Raw genomic sequence first — 16,757 nt, forward strand, 5'->3', positions numbered from 1 at the left:
CCGGCCGCCTGCGTTAATGTCGTGTGAAATTTCCAACGCAGGAGCCACCCGATGAGCCAGCCGCTCTGGACCCCGTCCCAAGACCGTATCGACGCCAGCGAGATCGCACGGTTCAACGCCGCGTTGATGGCGCTGGAAGGCGAGGTGTTTGAAAGCGGGGCCGAGTTGCGCGACTGGGCCGGGGCGAACCGCGAGGCCTTCTGGTCGGCGATCTGGGATGTCTACGGCGTGATTGGCGACAAGGGCGAGGCACCCTTCATCTCCGGCGAGGGCATGCTGGGCGAGCGGTTCTTTCCCGGCGCGCGGCTCAACTTCGCCGAGAACCTCCTGCGGATGGGGAGCGACCGCGATCCGGAGGCCGAGGCGCTGGTGTTTCGCGGCGAGGACAAGGCCGAGGCCCGCTGGACATGGGGCGCGTTGGAAGCCCATGTCTCAAGGCTGCAACAGGCGCTTGCCGCCGCCGGCGTGAAACCCGGCGACCGGGTGGCGGGATTGCTGCCAAATCGTCCCGAAGCGATCGCAGCCATGCTCGCCGCCGTTTCGCTGGGGGCCACCTGGTCGTCCGCCTCGCCCGATTTCGGCACCCGCGCCGTGCTCGACCGTTTCGCGCAGATCGAACCGAAGATCCTCTTCACCACCGATGGCTACTGGTACAACGGCAAGCGGATCGAGATCGCCGACAAACTCGGTGAAATCCAGTCCGGCTTGCCCAGCGTCACGCGCACCGTGGTGATCGACTATCTCGGCGCGGCCGAGGCGGTGGCCGCCGGTCTTGAGAACGCGCAAAGCCTTGCTGCCTTCGAATCCCCCTTCGACCCTGCGCCCCTTACCTTCGAGCGGCTGCCCTTCGATCATCCGCTCTATATCCTGTTTTCCTCCGGCACCACCGGCGCCCCCAAGTGCATCGTGCACCGTGCCGGCGGCGTGCTGCTCCAGCATGTCAAGGAACTGGCCCTGCACGGCGACATCAAGCCCGGCGACCGGGTGTTCTACTTCACCACGCTGGGCTGGATGATGTGGAACTGGCTGGCCTCCGTGCTCGCCCGCGGGGCCACGGCCATGCTCTTCGACGGCTCGCCCTTCGCGCCGGGCCCACGGGTGTTGTGGGATTACGCCGAGGCCGAGCGCTTCACCCATTTCGGCACCTCCGCCAAGTATATCGACAGCTTGCGCAAGACCGGCCTCGAACCGATGCAGAGCCACGACCTTTCCGCCCTGCGCACGGTCTTTTCCACCGGCTCGCCACTGCTTGAGCAGGGCTTTGCCTATGTCTACGGATCGGTGAAGGCGGATGTGCATCTCGCCTCGATCTCGGGCGGCACCGATATCGTTTCGTGCTTCGTCGGCGGCGACCCGACCGCGCCGGTCTGGTCGGGCGAGATCCAGGGAGCCGGCTTCGCGATGGCGGCGGATGTCTGGACCGCCCCCGACACGCCCGCGGCCCCCGGCGAGAAGGGCGAGCTTGTCTGCACCGCGGCCTTCCCGTCGATGCCGCTGGGGTTTTGGGGCGACGACGACGGCAGCCGCTACCGGGCAGCCTATTTCGACCTGTTCCCCGGCGTCTGGTGCCAGGGCGACTACGCCGAGCGCACCGAAACCGGAGGGTTCATCATCCACGGCCGCTCCGACGCCACCCTCAACCCCGGCGGCGTGCGGATCGGCACGGCGGAAATCTACGCCGAGGTCGAGAAATTCGCCGAGGTGCGCGAGTCGGTGGTGATCGGCCACGACGCGGGCGGCGATCAGCGGGTTGTGCTCTTCGTGGTAATGGCTGAGGGGCAGGCCCTTACCGACGATCTCAAGGCCAGGATCAAGGCTGGAATCCGCGCCGGTTCCTCGCCACGCCACGTGCCCGCCGACATTCTCGAAGTGCCCGATATTCCGCGCACCAAGTCGGGCAAGATTTCCGAGCTTGCGGTGAAGGACGTGGTGCACGGGCGGCAGGTGAAGAACATGGGCGCTCTCGATAATCCCGAAGCCCTCGATGCCTTCCCGAACCTTTCCGACGATCCGACAGCATCATAACTTCGTGAAATCGTAACTATCACAAATTCTAACTTTTTCTAATGTTACCGATCTGCTAGCTTCAGATCATCGCAGTGGAGGATCAAGGCTGAAAATCGCAGGGGCCTGGTGTGTTCCACCCCGGCGAATCTGCCTGGCCATGTTATCCTCGCGGCATGAAACCTGACCATACGAGCGCCCCTTCGATGCTTTCAGGGGTGTCGTTCACGATTATCGACGAAAGGGAGATACAAATGGACGCTAGCAATCCAAAAGCCGGCGGCTGCCCGGTTGCCCACGGCACGACCAACTTCAGCCAACGCTCGAACCGCGACTGGTGGCCGAACCAGTTGAACCTGCGCGTGCTGCACCAGCACACGACGCGCGAAAACCCGCTCGGCGAAGACTTCGACTATGCCGAGGCCTTCAAGAAGCTCGACCTCGACGCGGTGAAAGCCGATCTCACCGCCCTGATGACCGAGAGCCAGGATTGGTGGCCGGCCGACTATGGCCACTACGGCGGGCTGTTCATTCGCATGGCGTGGCACGCCGCCGGCACCTACCGCACCGCCGACGGCCGTGGCGGTGCCTCCACCGGCAACCAGCGCTTCGCACCGCTGAACTCCTGGCCCGACAACGGCAACCTCGACAAGGCCCGCCGCCTGCTCTGGCCGATCAAGCAGAAATACGGCAACAGCCTGTCCTGGGCCGATCTCTACATCCTCGCCGGCAACGTCGCGATGGAATCGATGGGCTTCAAGACCTTCGGCTTCGCCGGTGGCCGCGAAGACATCTTCGCTCCGGAGGAAGACATCTACTGGGGTGCCGAAACCGAATGGCTCGCCACCTCCGACGCCGAGGGCACCCGCTACTCGGGCGAGCGCGAGCTCGAAAACCCGCTGGCCGCGGTGCAGATGGGCCTGATCTACGTCAACCCCGAAGGCCCCGACGGCAACCCCGATATCGAGGCCTCGGGCCGGGACGTGCGCGAGACCTTCGAGCGCATGGCGATGAACGATTACGAGACCGTTGCACTCACCGCCGGGGGCCATACCTTCGGCAAGATGCACGGCAACGGTCCCGCCGAGGCCGTCGGCCCCGAGCCGGAAGCCGCGCCGATCGAGGAAATGGGCCTGGGCTGGATCTCCACCCATGGCTCCGGCAAAGCCGGTGACGCCATCACCTCGGGCCTTGAAGGCGCGTGGAAGCCGAACCCGACGACCTGGGACATGGGCTACCTCAAGGTGCTGTTCAAATACGAGTACAAGCTCGGCAAGACCCCTGCCGGGGCGCAGATCTGGATCGCCCAGGATGTCGAGCCGGAAGACATGGTCGTCGACGCCTTCGATCCGGACAAGAAGCACCCGCCGGTGATGACCACCGCCGACATGTCGATGCGCTTCGATCCGATCTACGGCCCGATCGCAAAGCACTTCCTCGAAAACCCCGAGGAATTTGCCGATGCCTATGCCCGCGCCTGGTTCAAGCTGACCCACCGCGACATGGGTCCGAAATCGCGCTACCTCGGCAAGGAAGTGCCCGCCGAAGACCTGATCTGGCAAGACCCGATCCCCGCCGGCACGCCGTTGAGCGACGCCGACGTGGCCGACCTCAAGGCGAAGATCCTCGCCTCGGGCCTTTCGACCGAAGAACTGGTGCAGACGGCCTGGGCCTCGGCCGCGACCTTCCGCGGTTCCGACAAGCGCGGCGGTGCCAACGGGGCGCGTATCCGCCTTGCACCGCAGAAGGATTGGGAAGCCAACAACCCTGCGCAGCTTGCGAAGGTTCTCGGCGTGCTCGAAGGCATCCAGAAGGCGCATGGCAGCGTGTCGATGGCCGATCTGATCGTTCTGGGCGGTGCCGCCGCGGTGGAGAAAGCCGCGAAGGATGCGGGCTTCGACGTGACCGTGCCGGTCTCGACCGGTCGGGGCGACGCCACCGAGGAGCAGACCGATGCCGACAGCTTCGGCGCGCTGGAGCCGGAAGCGGATGGGTTCCGCAACTATGCCCGCACCGTGTTCACCATCCCGGCCGAGGAAATGCTCATCGACCGGGCCCAGCTTCTCGGCCTCTCCGCGCCGGAAATGACGGTTCTGGTGGGTGGCCTGCGGGTGCTTGGCAACAACCACAAGGGGGCCTCGCACGGTGTGTTCACCGACCGCGTGGGCACCCTCACCAACGACTTCTTCGTCAATCTCGTCGACATGGGCACCAAGTGGGTGCCGGTGAACGAGGACGCGCAGGAGTTCGAGGGACGTGACCGGGCGACCGGCGACGTGAAGTGGACCGCCAGCCGCGTCGACCTCGTGTTCGGCTCGAACTCGCAGCTTCGCGCACTGGCCGAAGTCTATGCCCAGGACGACGCGAAGGAGAAGTTCGTGAACGACTTCGTCGCCGCCTGGACCAAGGTGATGGACGCCGACCGCTTCGATCTCGCCTGATCGCAACCAAGGCCCCGGGCGCGCAATCGCCCGGGGCATCTTCCCGGCTCAGGCCGCGCCTTCCGCCGCCCGATCCATTGTCGCCAGCAGGGCGATTGCAACCAGCTTCAACACGATCGGCAAGACCGCGTAGAGCAGCGTCAACGCCGTCAGCGCGCTTTGCGGCACAACGGCACCCGCCTCCAGTCCGGCCAGATCGAGCAGCGGCAGCACCGTGGCCGCAGCCACCGCAAGCGTGAGTTTCGACACGAAGCTCCAAAGCCCGAAGGCCTGCGCCGGGTCTCGCGCGATGGTCTCGACCCGGCGGGCAAACAGGGCGGGCAACAGGGTCATGTCGGCCCCGAGCGCCGCGCCGGATGCGGCGCTGACCAGCGCGAAGGCGACGAGATCGCCCGCGCCAAGCGTTGTGGCGAAGCCGAATGCGAGGACCGACAGCACCATGCCCGCCAGCAGCACCCGGCGCGCACCATAGCGGCCCGCGAGCGCGCCCCATCCCGGCGCACTGATCGCGGCGGCAAGAAAGAACAGCACCAGCAGCGGCCCCTCGGCACCCGGCGCTTGCAGACGGTATTCCACGAAAAACAAGAACAGCGTGGAAGTCACCGCGACCGGCGCGGCGTTCACGAAGGCGATCAGCAGCAGGCGGCGGGCGTCGCGGTCCTGCAGGATCGCCGCCACCTCGAACCCGGCGGGAGGCCGTGCGCAAACCCATTCGCCCCGGATCAAGCCCGCCGCCAGCAGGGCCGCAACGGCGAAGCCGAAGGCGAACAGCGCAAAGGGTGACGGGCTGACCCCGGCAAGCGCCGTCGGCGCGATCGCGGCGAGGCAGACCCCGAAAAGCGCCCCGGTTTCGCGCCAGGCCGCGAGGCGGACGTGGCTCACCGCCCTTGCACGACCGACCTTTTCAACGCCGACGCCATAGAAAGTGATGTTGAGAAAGCTGAAGGCCGAGGACAGCAGCGCCAGCATCGCCGCGAACCAGATCAGCGGGGCGGTGGGCGGGGCGACGGCGAACAGCCCGATCATTGCGCCCGCCATCACCACCACGGCAAACGCCACGCCAAGCCCGCGCCACCGGCCGAGGCGGCCGGAAAGCCAGCCGAGCGCCGGATCCTGCACCACGTCGAGCAGGCGAAGGCCGAACAGCGCGGCCCCAAGCGCGCCCAGCCCGACGCCGTATTCATCGACGTAGAACTTCGGTGCGTGAATGTAGATCGGCAGGCCCGCCGCCGCGAGCACGGCGGCAAAAACGGAAAACCCCGCAAGGCCCTCGCGCCCGGCCCCGGTGCGATTTGGTTTGACCGATACCGCGCGCGCGTCGTGTGCTTCCATGCAAGGGCTACGCGCCGGGGCACGCTCCGGATCAGGCGTCGCCGCCGGTTGGCATCGCCGCGCCCGGTTTTCCTCTTAGGTTCGCAGGCCGAAACGGTGGCTCGACGCGGGTCGGTGCTGAAAATTCAGGCCGGATGCTTAATTCTTGATCGAAATTCGCCGCGCATTTGAGCCGATGCCTCAAGAATACACATGTCGTCATGGACAACCGCCGCTGTGCCCGGATGATGGTGACACGGTAACGGGTAGCGAGATGGAACAAGAACCGAGCTTCGACGAGATGTGGGGCGACGATGATCGCCTCCGCGAGCCCTACGCGCGGTTCCACCAATGGTTCCGCGATGAAGACCCGGCGCGCCTGCGCGCCAAGCAACGCGAAGCGGAAAACCTGTTTCGCCTGACCGGGATCACCTTCAACGTCTATGGGCGGAGCGAAGCGGAAGAACGCCTGATCCCGTTCGACATCATCCCGCGCATCATTTCCGGCCACGAGTGGCAAAAGCTCGCGCGCGGCATCGAGCAGCGCGTGCGCGCGATCAACGCCTTTATCCACGATATCTACCACAAGCAGGAGATCGTCCGCGCGGGGCGCATTCCCGAGGAGATGATCAGCCGCAACGACGCCTTCCTGCCGCACATGATCGGGGTCGAACCGCCCGGTGGCATCTATACCCACATCATCGGCATCGACATCGTGCGCACCGGGCCGGGCGAGTTCTTCGTGCTGGAGGACAATGCCCGCACCCCCTCCGGCGTCAGCTACATGCTGGAGAACCGCGAAACCATGTTGCAGATGTTTCCCGAGTTGTTCTCGCGCAACCGGGTGCGCCCGGTGCAGAACTACCCGACCGACCTGCGCCGCTCGCTCGCCGCCAGCGCCCCGACCATGGCCGACGGATCGCCCGTGGTCGCGGTGCTTACACCGGGGATCTACAACTCGGCCTATTTTGAACACGCCTTCCTGGCCGACCAGATGGGCGTGGAGCTTGTCGAGGGGCATGATCTGAAGGTGGTCGATGGCCGCGTGGCGATGCGCACCACACGCGGTTACAAGCCGATCGACGTGCTCTATCGGAGGGTGGACGACGATTTCCTCGATCCCTTGAACTTCAACCCTAAAAGCCAGCTCGGCGTGCCGGGGATCATGGATGTCTATCGTGCGGGCGGGATCACCATCGCCAACGCGCCGGGCACCGGCATTGCCGATGACAAGGCGATCTATTCCTACATGCCCGAGATCGTCGAATTCTACACCGGCGAGCGTCCGCTTCTGAAGAACGTGCCGACATGGCGCTGCTCGGAGCCCGAGGATCTTGCCCATGTGCTCGACAACCTCGCCGACCTCGTGGTGAAGGAGGTGCATGGCTCGGGCGGCTACGGCATGCTGATCGGCCCCACCGCCTCGAAAAAGGACATCTCGGCCTTCCGCGCCAAGCTAAAGGCCCGCCCCGGCAACTACATCGCCCAGCCCACGCTCAGCCTCTCGACTGTGCCGATCTTCTCGCGTCAGGGCCTCGCGCCGCGCCATGTCGACCTGCGGCCCTTCGTGCTGGCCAGCCCCAGGGGGATCAAGATCACCCCCGGCGGGCTCACGCGGGTGGCACTCAAGAAGGGATCTCTGGTGGTCAACTCGTCGCAAGGCGGAGGCACCAAGGACACCTGGGTGCTGGAGGACTGAACGACGATGCTGGGCAAGACCGCAAACGGGCTGTTCTGGATGTATCGCTACCTCGAGCGGGCGGAAAACACTGCCCGCCTGATCGAGACCGGCCAGCGCATCGCCCTGACCCGGCTTGACGGCAGCGAGGAGGAATGGACCTCGGTTCTGCAATCGGCGCGCGCGCTCGACGCGTTTCGCGAGCACAACGAAGACCTGACGAAAGACGCGGCAATCGACTGGCTCCTGCGCGCCAAGGCCAACCCTTCCTCGGTGCTCTGCTGCATCGAATCCGCCCGGCAGAACGCCCGCATGGTGCGCACCGCGCTCACCGGCGAAGTCTGGGAAGCGACGAACGCGGCCTACATGGAAACCACCAAGCTGCTCGCCCGCAAGGTCTCGGAGCGCGATCTGCCGCATGTGCTGCGCAGCATTCGCCAGCACACCGCTCTGGTGCGCGGGATGACCCACGGCACGATGCTGCGCAACGAGATCTACGATTTCGTGCGGCTCGGCACCTTTCTCGAACGGGCCGACAACACCGCCCGTATCCTCGACGTCAAGTATTACGTGCTGTTGCCCTCAGCGAGCGCGGTGGGCACCTCACTCGACAACGTGCAATGGGAAACGATCCTGCGCTCGCTCTCGGCGCGTGGCGGCTTTCGCATGGAACATGGTGCCGGCGGCGGACCGCTCGAAATCACCCATTTCCTGATCCTCGACCGGCGGATGCCCCGCAGCCTCGCGTTCTGCGTGCGCAAACTGCGTGAGAACCTGCGCTACCTCGATGACGACACGCCCGGGATGATGCCGTCGCTCAGGCAGCTCAACCACCTTGAAGGCACCTATCTGACCCACGATATCAACGCGATCTTCGACTATGGCCTGCACGAGTTCATCCAGAAGATCCTTCAACTCCTTGCCGAGATCTCGCACCAGATCGAGATCGACTTCCGGTTCTACGAGTGAGGTGGCGATGCGTCTGAAAATCCAGCATGTCACCCGCTACCGGTTCGAAACCCCCGTGAGCTACGGGCTTCAACAGTTGCGCAAGACGCCGAAGACCACGCCGCAGCAGCAGATCATCGCCTGGCAGACCCGGGTCGAGCATGGCCGCAAGGAGCTTGCGTTCGAGGATTACCATCACAATACCGTCGAGCTGATCAGCTTCTCGCGCGGCACAACCGAGCTTTCCGTGATCAGCGAAGGCGAGATGGAATTGACCGACACCGCCGGCATCGTCGGCCCGCACCGGGGGCCCGCGCCGCTCTGGCTCTACCGAAGGTCTACCGAGCTGACCCGACCACGGCCCCGGGTGCGCGAGCTCCTGCGCGGCAGCGAAGCCAGCCCCGATCTCGAAGGTCTGCACCGGCTGATGCGCGCGATCCGCGACGCGGTGAGCTACGAGACCGGCATTTCCCATGCCGGCTGGAGTGCGGAAGACGCGCTTGAGGCCGGGCGCGGCGTCTGCCAGGATCACACCCATATCTTTCTCGCCTGCGCGCGCGAGATGGGCCTGCCCGCGCGCTATGTTTCGGGCTACCTCATGCTCGACGACAGCACCTCGCAAGACGCCATGCACGCCTGGGCGGAGGCGCATATCGAGAACCTGGGCTGGGTCGGGTTCGACGTATCGAACGGCATATCGCCCGATGTGCGCTACGTGCGCGTCGCAACCGGGCTGGACTACGCCGAGGCCTCTCCGGTAACAGGGATGCAAACCGGCGGCACCGGCGAAGCGCTCGCGGTGCGGATCGACGTCGCGCAACAATAAGGGCGGGGCAATGACCTACTGCGTGGGAATGGTTCTTGAGAAGGGCCTCGTGTTCATGTCCGACACCAGGACGAACGCGGGCCTCGACAACATCTCGACCTACCGCAAGATGACGACATGGGAACACCCCGGCGAGCGCGTCATCACCCTGATGTCGGCGGGCAACCTCGCAACGACGCAGGCGGTGGTCAGCCTGCTCGATGAACGCAGCAAATCTCCCGGCGACCGGGCACCCTCGCTGCTGGCGGTGCCGTCGATGTTTCAGGCCGCACGGATGGTTGCCGACACGCTGCGTGAAGTGATCGACCACCAGGGCCACGGCGGTCAGCGCGCCGACAGCGCCTTCAACGCAAACCTGATCATCGGCGGCCAGATCGCCGGCAGCCCGCCCCGGCTGTTCCTGATCTATCCCGAGGGCAATTTCATCGAGGCCGGGGCGGATACACCGTTCTTCCAGATCGGCGAAACCAAGTATGGCCGCCCGATCCTGGTGCGGGCCTTCGATCCGAAGATGAGCTTCGAGGAGGCGATGAAGCTGCTCGTGGTCAGCTTCGATTCGACCCTGAAAGCCAATCTCTCGGTCGGCGCGCCGTTCGACTTCCACTTCTACGAGGCCGACAGCCTCGCACTGGGTCCGCATGGCCGGATCGAACAGGACGATCCCTATCTGCAAACCGTCTCCGAGGCCTGGGGCAACGCATTGAAGACCGCGCTCGAACAAATGCCGGGCTTCACCTTGCCGCCCCGAAGCGGCCCAACGGCGTAACCTTCTGAAAATGGATAGAACTTGCCAACCGAACCGATGAGGAAAGTCTGGGGGGGAATTGGTGGAGCCTAGGGGGATCGAACCCCTGACCTCTTGCATGCCATGCAAGCGCTCTCCCAGCTGAGCTAAGGCCCCATACGGCGAGGGCTGTGCCGCTCGCTGGCGGGTATTTAGGCGAGGGCGCGGGGCAGTGCAAGGGAAAAAGCCCTCGAAAAACCATGCCAGGGCGGCCAAAGATGGACATGGGCAATCCAGCCGCGTAGCTTGCGCGGAATATGCCCGGGCCTCGGCCCTCTGCCAGCCTGCCGAATGGGAAAGACCTGACATGGACGACAAGACACTCACTTGCGACGTGCTGATCGTGGGCGGCGGTCCCGCCGGTCTCTCCGTGGCATCGACCCTGCCTGACGATGTGAAAACCGTGATCGTCCACCAGGATCGCGAGATCGGCCTGCCGGTGCGCACCTCGGGTGGGTGCTGGATGGAAGACATCGAGCGGCTTGGCATCCCCGACGGGATGTACAACCGGCTGAACACCAACGAGGCCTTTGCCGACGCAGCCCACACGGTGATCCCGATGGGCGATGCCGTGCCCGTCATCCTCGATACACCGAAGGTCTACAAATGGCTCGCGGAACAATCCGATCACAAGGACCGCACGTTGCTCATGGAGACCAAGTTCCTCTCGACGCGCCTGCGAGATGACGGGTTTTACGAGAGCGAGATCCGGGCCCGCGACAATGGGGTTGAGCGGGTCGTCTCGAAATACATCGTCGACGGATCCGGCTGGCATTTCGCGGTGCTGGACGCCCTGGGGCTTGCAAAGAAACCCGAACGCCTCGCCGTGGGCACCGAATACGAATACCCATTGGGCGACAACCAACCGGATCGCGGGATCATTTTCCTCGGTAAAAAGGTGCCGGCTGGCTACGGATGGGCCTTTGGCACGGCACGCGGCACCCTGCGAGTCGGTGTCGGCGTGATCCAGCCCGACACCGACGAATCGCCTCGCAAACTTCTCGATTCCGTGATCGCGGACAAACCCTACCTCGACCGGCTGGGCCTGAAGCTGGAAGGCGACCCCGTCGTGCACAGCGGGATACTTCCCTCGGTCGCCTACGACGATCGCCTCGTGTTCGGCAATGTCATCCGGGTTGGCGATTCGGCCAATTTCGCAACGCCAACCGCCGGCGAGGGCATCAGGGTTTGCATCGAGCTCGGCAGACTGCTTGGCGTGCAGCTCGGCAAGGCGGTGAAGACGGGACGCCGGGGCCCGCTCAGGGCCTACGAGCGCCACTGCAGACGCAAACTCAAGCGGGACTACAAATGGGGGTTCCTGGTGAACAACCGGGCCGCCAGCTACACCCCGGACAACTGGAATGCATCGGTTCGGCGGATGTCGAAACTGGGGCCCGATGCGGTTGTCGCGACGCTGCGGGGCGAATTCCCGCTTCTCAAGGTCGCCAAGATTTCATGGTCGGTCCTGCGCACCCTGATCCGGTCGCGCCTGCACCGCCTCAAGTCGCGCCTCGGGCTGGCCTGATCCCGGTGTCGCATGAAAAAACGGGCTGACAGCGAGATGTCGCCGCAGCCCGTTCGGGTTCACGTTTTCTGAAAGCCCTCAGTCGTCGTCGGGCGCAGCCACGTCGGCGATATCGTCGAGCGAAACATCGTCGTCTTCATCATCTTCGAGCACATCGTCCTCGAGATCGACCTCGGTATCGTCTTCTTCAACGATATCTTCGGAATCGACGAGATCGTCGGATTCCAGATCCTTGGCTTTCGATGCCTTGTCGGCCTTGTCGGCCACCATGGTGCGCGAAGCCTTGCCGGTGTCGAGTTCGACCACCTTGCCGGTGTACGGGCTGATGATCGGATTGGCATTGAGGTCATAAAACCGCTTGCCGGTCTCCGGGCAAACACGCTTGGTGCCCCATTCTTCCTTGGGCATGGAATACCCCTTTCCGTCGTCAGATGGTTCTGAGAGATTTGGGGGCACTTGCCACAGTCGCGCGGGGCTGTCAAAGCCTTTTGCGCTTAAGGGGCGAGCCGTGCAATGGCTGGCTGGCAAGCAGGAGGTGCCGGGCGCGATCATGGGTGAACAGGTGTTGATTTCCGGCGATCCGCCAATCACGCTCGAGCTGAAGGCTTCCGCGCGGGCGCGGCGTTTTTCGCTCCGGGTTTCACGCCTCGACGGGCGCGTGACGCTGACCCTGCCGCGTGGAGCCTCGCGGCGACAAGCCCTTGCCTTCGCAGAGGAAAAGGCCGAGTGGATTCGGCGCCATATCGACCAGCACCCGGGCGAACTGCGGCCGATGCCGGGCGATGGCCTGCCGTTCAGGGGCACCGTCCTGCCGATTGTCGCAACCTCGGGCCGGGCGGTGCGCCTCGCCGAGACAGGCATCGAAGTGCCGGAACGCGATCCCCACCGCACGCCGGCACGCCTTTGCGCATTTCTCAAGCACCACGCGCGACTCGCCCTTGTCGAAGCCTCCGCACGCCACGCCGCGGCGCTTGGGCGGCCCCATGGCCGGGTCACCTTGCGCGATACCCGCTCGCGCTGGGGATCGTGCAGCGCCAACGGCGATCTGATGTATTCCTGGCGCCTGGTCATGGCCCCGCCGGAGGTGCTCGACTATGTCGCCGCCCACGAGGTTGCGCACCTCGCCGAGATGAACCATTCGCCAGCCTTCTGGGCACAGGTCGCGCGGCTCTATCCGCGCTACGACGCGCCGCGCCGCTGGCTGCGGGACAATGCCCAGACCCTGCACCGTTACCGCTTCAAGGATTGACGCCCCGCTCGTTTGTGATCACATTCCTGTCATGATCACACCGGATGCCACCCCCGCCACAACCCCGCCTTCGGGCAACGAGGCCGGGATCGCAGCGCATGAACGCGTCTTTCGCACCCTGCGAGGCCGGATCATGTATGGCGAGCTTGATCCCGGCGTGCCGCTCACGATCCGGGGTATCGCAGCCGAGTTCGGCGTGTCGATGACACCGGCGCGCGAAGCGGTGCGCAGACTTGCCGCCGAAGGCGCGCTTTCGCTCTCGTCATCGGGCCGGGTCACCACGCCAAACCTGAGCCCCGAGCGAATCGAGGAACTGGCGGCCCTGCGCGCCTTGCTCGAGCCGGAACTGGCCTCGCGCGCGTTGCCCCGTGCCCATATGGCGCTGATCGAACGCCTGCACACGATCAACGGCCGGATCGCCGAACACGTCGCCAAGAACGATATCGCCGCCTATATCCGCACGAACCTCGAATTTCACCGGACGATCTACCTGCGCGCCCAGGCCCCGGCGATGCTGGCGCTGGTCGAAACCGTGTGGTTGCAGCTCGGACCGACGATGCGGATGCTCTACATGACCCGCACCCGGACCGATCTGCAACGCCACCACCGGATGATCCTCGCTGCCCTTGCCGCCGGAGACGAACCCGGCCTGCGTCTAGCCCTGCGCGCCGATGTTACGCAGGGCCTGAAAATGCTGGTGGGTTGAACCTTTTCGCTCGGCTGTGCCGGACATGAAAAGGCCGGGGTTTTGCCCCGGCCTTCCTGATCGGATCGTCGAGGCGATCAGAACTTGATTTTCGGTGCCGCGCCGGACAGCGCCGTGCTGTTCCACAACCCGATCTCAAGCACCGAGTTTTCAAAGGTCACGGTCAAGACCTGCCCGCAATCGCGTGAAACGCTGTCGAGGCTCGCGGTGTCGAGGCGCGGTCCGCTGCCCTCGGCCCATGAGCCCGAACCGATGTCTGCAAGCCGCAACTCGCCGCATTGGGCGAGAATGCCCGCATCGTCACGCGCGGCGGCACGGGCATCGGCCCCGCCAATCCAGATATCGTCGTCGCCAAACCGCGCGTCGGCCCCGTATTTCTCAAGGATCCCCGGCATTACCTGCGCATCGAACATCGCCTGATCAACGCTTGCGGGCATCCGGATCGTCCGGAAGGCCGCGACCGCACCCAGATCGGGCCGGGCGCTGTCGAACAACGCCACGAATTGCTCGGCGGCATCGGCAGGCCAATTGGATTGTTGTCCGAGATAGGCGATATCAAGCCCCTCGGTGCCACCGAAACCGGCGGCATCTGTCTGATCGGTCACGAGATTTGCGCCGAACTCCTGCGAAAGACGGTTTGTCACCGCATCCGGCTTCATGCCGAGAGTCACGCCGAGCAGATCGAACACCAGGTCTTCGCCTTCGGGCGCGGCCGGGGCCGGGGTGTCGGCCTGTGGCTGCGCCACGTTCTGGGCGGTGTTTCCGCTGCTGCTGTCAACGTCGCCCCCCGACGACCCGGACGGCCTGAAAGCCACGAGGTGCGCGCCCGCCGGGACCGGGGCCGGCATGTCCAGCATATGGGCCAGCAGCCGGCGCGACGCGACCGGACCGCCCGGCAAGCCCTGGCTACCCTTGTAGGCGGCGATGGCATTGCGGGTCATCCCGCCCATCGCGCCATCGACCGGCCCGGCGTTGAACCCTCGCCGGTTCAACTCGGCCTGCAACTGGCGCACCTGGTCGCGCGAGAGATCATTGGCGAGATCGGCGTTGAACAGGTAAGGCGCGTCGTCCTCGTAGGAGATGAAATCCGGCGAGAGCGCCACGAGATCGTTGATCTGCTGCCCGGTCAGGCGTCCGGTCGCGTTGGCACCGATCGCCGCCTGGTATTGCCGGATCGACGACCGGGTGCCCGCGCCGATCGCGCCGTCGATCGCCCCGGAGTAGAATCCGAGATTGCGCAAACCGCCCTGCACCCACATCGCCTGGGTGCGGTTGAGCGCGGCGGCATCCACGGCACCGAGGTTTCCACTCGTGGTTCCGGTCCGGCTGCCGCCGCACCTGTGCGGGTTGGCGGCGCAATACACCGCGGTGCCAACGATCCCGAGAGCCACCGCCCCCGCGATCCCGTCTTGCGCCACCGCCGGTCGCGGCGTCGAAAACCCGAAGGCAACGGCGAGTGCGAGCAGGGTTGCAAACAGGGGTTTGAGGATCGGATCTGGGAAAAGAATAAAACGCATGACGTACCTCCTCGAAAATTCCGCCGACAACAGGCGGCTTCATATCGAGGGTGGCAGCGTGGCGCGCGCCTGTCAAATCCTGCGCGCGTCGCATTTGGTCACAGCCGGGCAGCGCAGCGAACCACGGCCCGGCAGAAGGTCAGCTATGGATCGGTCCATCGCCGCAGGCCAGGGCCGCTTCCCGCACCGCTTCCGAAAGCGTCGGGTGGGCGTGGCAGGTGCGCGCGAGGTCTTCCGCCGCCGCGCCAAACTCCATCGCCACGCAAACCTCGTGGATCAGTTCGCCGGCGTTGGGGCCAAGGATATGTGCGCCGAGAATGCGGTCGGTCTCCTTGTCGGCAAGGATCTTCACGAAGCCCTCGCCCGCGTGCATTGCCTTGGCGCGGCCGTTGCCCATGAAGGAGAACTTGCCGACCTTGTAGGCCCGGCCCTCGTCCTTCAACTCCTCCTCGGTCTTGCCAACGCTGGCAACCTCGGGGGTGGTGTAGATCACGCCCGGGATCACGCCGTAGTTCACATGCCCGGCCTGCCCGGCAATACGCTCGGCCACCGCCATGCCCTCGTCTTCGGCCTTGTGGGCCAGCATCGGCCCTTCGGTCACGTCGCCAATCGCCCAGATGCCTTCGACGGAGGTTTGCCCCTGATCGGTGGCGATCTGGCCGCGCTCGCTGCGCTTCACGCCCGCCGATTCCAGCCCGAGCCCGTCGGTATAGGGTTTGCGGCCCGTGGCCACCAATACCACGTCGGCGTCCAGCGTGTGGTCGCTCTCGTCCTTGCGCAACTGGTAATGCACGGTGGCCTTGGTCTTCTTCGCATCCACCTTCTGCACCGCGGCACCGAGCACGAACTCGAACCCCTGCTTCTTCAGTGTGCGCTGGAAGGTTTTCTGGATCTCGCCGTCCATCCCCGGGGTGACGTGATCGAGGTATTCCACCACCGTCACCTCGGTCCCGAGGCGGGCAAAAACCGACCCCATCTCCAGCCCGATCACGCCCGCACCGATCACCACCATCTTCTTGGGGATTTTCGGCAGGCTGAGCGCGCCGGTGGACGTGACCACCACCTTCTCGTCAATCTCGACGCCGGGCAGGCTCGCCGCTTCCGAGCCGGTGGCGATCACGATATGCTTGGCGCTGTGGGTCTCGTCGCCGACGATCACCTGGCCCTTGCCCGGCACCGAGGCCCAGCCCTTGATCCAGTCGATCTTGTTCTTCTTGAACAGGAACTCGATGCCCTTGGTGTTCTGGGCCACCACGTCGTCCTTGTAGGCCTGCATTTCCTTCCAGTCGACCGAGGGCGATTTACCCTTGAGGCCCATCTTGGCGAAGTTGTGCTCGGCCTCGTGCAACATGTGCGAAGCGTGCAGCAGCGCCTTGGAGGGGATGCAACCGATGTTGAGGCAAGTGCCTCCCAGCGTTTCCCGGCCCTCGACGCAGGCGGTTTTCAGGCCCAGTTGCGCGCAGCGGATCGCGCACACATAACCGCCCGGACCGCCGCCGATCACGATCACATCATACTCTGCCATGTCTCACTCCTTGCCCTGCCGGGCGTGTTTGTCGTTTCGGCTCTCAGGCGCCCTTGTCGCCGCCCGTGCCGGGGCGGGTGAGCAGGAAGGCGGTGGCGAGGGTCAGGGCCACGTAGGCCCAGGCTACCCAGACCAGCCAGGTCGGGCCGTTGAGGTAGACGATACCATAGGCGACCGCGACGACGATCACCGAGCGGATCGCCCAGCGCCGCAGGCGCTGCGCCCGGCTGCGCTCTCCCACTC

At 65.1% G+C, this 16,757-nt stretch carries 14 protein-coding genes and 1 tRNA gene; 9 read left to right on the forward strand and 6 right to left on the reverse strand.

All coding sequences use genetic code 11. From position 1 onward, the window contains the following. Positions 1 to 51 precede the first annotated feature (51 nt). The gene (locus tag B9Y97_RS05430) at positions 52 to 2,025 is read left to right on the forward strand and encodes an acetoacetate--CoA ligase (RefSeq protein WP_085525790.1); all 1,974 of its coding nucleotides are present in this window, start codon (positions 52 to 54) and stop codon (positions 2,023 to 2,025) included. A 233-nt stretch (positions 2,026 to 2,258) separates the two neighbouring features. After that, positions 2,259 to 4,445 carry a catalase/peroxidase HPI gene (katG, locus tag B9Y97_RS05435; protein WP_085525791.1) on the forward strand — a complete coding sequence of 729 codons (2,187 nt, stop codon included), beginning with the start codon at positions 2,259 to 2,261 and terminating at the stop codon, positions 4,443 to 4,445. Positions 4,446 to 4,493: 48 nt separating this feature from the next. Here katG and B9Y97_RS05440 read toward each other — a convergent pair whose 3' ends face one another. Beyond that, on the reverse strand, positions 4,494 to 5,777 hold the full coding sequence (locus tag B9Y97_RS05440) for an MFS transporter (protein ID WP_085525792.1): 1,284 nt from the start codon (positions 5,775 to 5,777) through the stop codon (positions 4,494 to 4,496). A 253-nt stretch (positions 5,778 to 6,030) separates the two neighbouring features. Here B9Y97_RS05440 and B9Y97_RS05445 point away from each other — a divergent pair, with 253 nt between their 5' ends. From B9Y97_RS05445 to B9Y97_RS05460, 4 genes are read left to right on the forward strand one after another with little or no spacing between them, the layout of a single operon-like run. After that, on the forward strand, positions 6,031 to 7,455 hold the full coding sequence (locus B9Y97_RS05445; RefSeq protein ID WP_085525793.1) for a circularly permuted type 2 ATP-grasp protein: 1,425 nt from the start codon (positions 6,031 to 6,033) through the stop codon (positions 7,453 to 7,455). A 6-nt stretch (positions 7,456 to 7,461) separates the two neighbouring features. Next, positions 7,462 to 8,403: an alpha-E domain-containing protein gene (locus B9Y97_RS05450; RefSeq protein WP_085525794.1), complete on the forward strand. Its 942-nt coding sequence runs from the start codon at positions 7,462 to 7,464 to the stop codon at positions 8,401 to 8,403. A gap of 7 nt (positions 8,404 to 8,410) precedes the next feature. Then, a complete protein-coding gene (locus B9Y97_RS05455) occupies positions 8,411 to 9,208 on the forward strand; it encodes a transglutaminase family protein (protein ID WP_085528118.1) in 798 nt (265 codons plus the stop codon). 10 nt (positions 9,209 to 9,218) lie between these two features. After that, positions 9,219 to 9,974, forward strand: coding sequence for a proteasome-type protease (locus B9Y97_RS05460; RefSeq protein ID WP_176224310.1), 756 nt, complete (start codon positions 9,219 to 9,221; stop codon positions 9,972 to 9,974). A 59-nt stretch (positions 9,975 to 10,033) separates the two neighbouring features. Here B9Y97_RS05460 and B9Y97_RS05465 read toward each other — a convergent pair. Next, positions 10,034 to 10,109 (reverse strand) — tRNA-Ala (locus B9Y97_RS05465). A gap of 190 nt (positions 10,110 to 10,299) precedes the next feature. Here B9Y97_RS05465 and B9Y97_RS05470 point away from each other — a divergent pair. Further along, positions 10,300 to 11,517 carry an FAD-dependent monooxygenase gene (locus B9Y97_RS05470; RefSeq protein ID WP_085525796.1) on the forward strand — a complete coding sequence of 406 codons (1,218 nt, stop codon included), beginning with the start codon at positions 10,300 to 10,302 and terminating at the stop codon, positions 11,515 to 11,517. 78 nt (positions 11,518 to 11,595) lie between these two features. On the opposite strand, the gene B9Y97_RS05475 is transcribed toward B9Y97_RS05470, so the two are convergent. Next, positions 11,596 to 11,925 (reverse strand): TIGR02300 family protein, encoded by a 330-nt coding sequence (locus B9Y97_RS05475; RefSeq protein ID WP_085525797.1) that lies wholly within the window; start codon positions 11,923 to 11,925, stop codon positions 11,596 to 11,598. A 100-nt stretch (positions 11,926 to 12,025) separates the two neighbouring features. Between B9Y97_RS05475 and B9Y97_RS05480 the strand changes: the two genes are divergently transcribed. Together B9Y97_RS05480 and B9Y97_RS05485 are read left to right on the forward strand one after the other, a co-directional pair. Next, positions 12,026 to 12,766 carry a M48 family metallopeptidase gene (locus B9Y97_RS05480; RefSeq protein WP_369596649.1) on the forward strand — a complete coding sequence of 247 codons (741 nt, stop codon included), beginning with the start codon at positions 12,026 to 12,028 and terminating at the stop codon, positions 12,764 to 12,766. Between the two features lie 31 nt (positions 12,767 to 12,797). Continuing rightward, the gene (locus B9Y97_RS05485; RefSeq protein WP_139828235.1) at positions 12,798 to 13,472 is read left to right on the forward strand and encodes a GntR family transcriptional regulator; all 675 of its coding nucleotides are present in this window, start codon (positions 12,798 to 12,800) and stop codon (positions 13,470 to 13,472) included. A 77-nt stretch (positions 13,473 to 13,549) separates the two neighbouring features. Here B9Y97_RS05485 and B9Y97_RS05490 read toward each other — a convergent pair whose 3' ends face one another. The 3 genes from B9Y97_RS05490 to B9Y97_RS05500 all read right to left on the reverse strand — a co-directional run bounded on the left by B9Y97_RS05490 (position 13,550) and on the right by B9Y97_RS05500 (position 16,755). Continuing rightward, positions 13,550 to 14,989, reverse strand: a complete 1,440-nt coding sequence (locus B9Y97_RS05490) for a peptidoglycan-binding domain-containing protein (RefSeq protein WP_085525799.1) — start codon at positions 14,987 to 14,989, stop codon at positions 13,550 to 13,552. 139 nt (positions 14,990 to 15,128) lie between these two features. Further along, positions 15,129 to 16,514 carry a dihydrolipoyl dehydrogenase gene (gene lpdA / locus B9Y97_RS05495; RefSeq protein WP_085525800.1) on the reverse strand — a complete coding sequence of 462 codons (1,386 nt, stop codon included), beginning with the start codon at positions 16,512 to 16,514 and terminating at the stop codon, positions 15,129 to 15,131. A gap of 43 nt (positions 16,515 to 16,557) precedes the next feature. Then, positions 16,558 to 16,755 carry a hypothetical protein gene (locus B9Y97_RS05500; protein WP_139828236.1) on the reverse strand — a complete coding sequence of 66 codons (198 nt, stop codon included), beginning with the start codon at positions 16,753 to 16,755 and terminating at the stop codon, positions 16,558 to 16,560. Between the last annotated feature and the right edge of the window lie 2 nt (positions 16,756 to 16,757).

It is taken from the genome of Maritimibacter sp. HL-12, assembly GCF_900177545.1.
In the GTDB taxonomy this organism is placed as follows: Bacteria; Pseudomonadota; Alphaproteobacteria; order Rhodobacterales; family Rhodobacteraceae; genus Sinisalibacter.

What these genes read in the sequence shown, in the direction of transcription:
- katG (WP_085525791.1), top strand. Translation starts at nt 2,259, where the DNA reads ATGGACGCTAGCAATCCAAAAGCCGGCGGCTGCCCGGTTGCCCACGGC.
- B9Y97_RS05430 (WP_085525790.1), top strand. Translation starts at nt 52, where the DNA reads ATGAGCCAGCCGCTCTGGACCCCGTCCCAAGACCGTATCGACGCCAGC.
- B9Y97_RS05475 (WP_085525797.1), bottom strand. Translation starts at nt 11,925, where the DNA reads ATGCCCAAGGAAGAATGGGGCACCAAGCGTGTTTGCCCGGAGACCGGC.
- B9Y97_RS05455 (WP_085528118.1), top strand. Translation starts at nt 8,411, where the DNA reads ATGCGTCTGAAAATCCAGCATGTCACCCGCTACCGGTTCGAAACCCCC.
- B9Y97_RS05440 (WP_085525792.1), bottom strand. Translation starts at nt 5,777, where the DNA reads ATGGAAGCACACGACGCGCGCGCGGTATCGGTCAAACCAAATCGCACC.
- B9Y97_RS05485 (WP_139828235.1), top strand. Translation starts at nt 12,798, where the DNA reads ATGATCACACCGGATGCCACCCCCGCCACAACCCCGCCTTCGGGCAAC.
- B9Y97_RS05445 (WP_085525793.1), top strand. Translation starts at nt 6,031, where the DNA reads ATGGAACAAGAACCGAGCTTCGACGAGATGTGGGGCGACGATGATCGC.
- B9Y97_RS05460 (WP_176224310.1), top strand. Translation starts at nt 9,219, where the DNA reads ATGACCTACTGCGTGGGAATGGTTCTTGAGAAGGGCCTCGTGTTCATG.
- B9Y97_RS05450 (WP_085525794.1), top strand. Translation starts at nt 7,462, where the DNA reads ATGCTGGGCAAGACCGCAAACGGGCTGTTCTGGATGTATCGCTACCTC.
- B9Y97_RS05490 (WP_085525799.1), bottom strand. Translation starts at nt 14,989, where the DNA reads ATGCGTTTTATTCTTTTCCCAGATCCGATCCTCAAACCCCTGTTTGCA.
- B9Y97_RS05470 (WP_085525796.1), top strand. Translation starts at nt 10,300, where the DNA reads ATGGACGACAAGACACTCACTTGCGACGTGCTGATCGTGGGCGGCGGT.
- lpdA (WP_085525800.1), bottom strand. Translation starts at nt 16,514, where the DNA reads ATGGCAGAGTATGATGTGATCGTGATCGGCGGCGGTCCGGGCGGTTAT.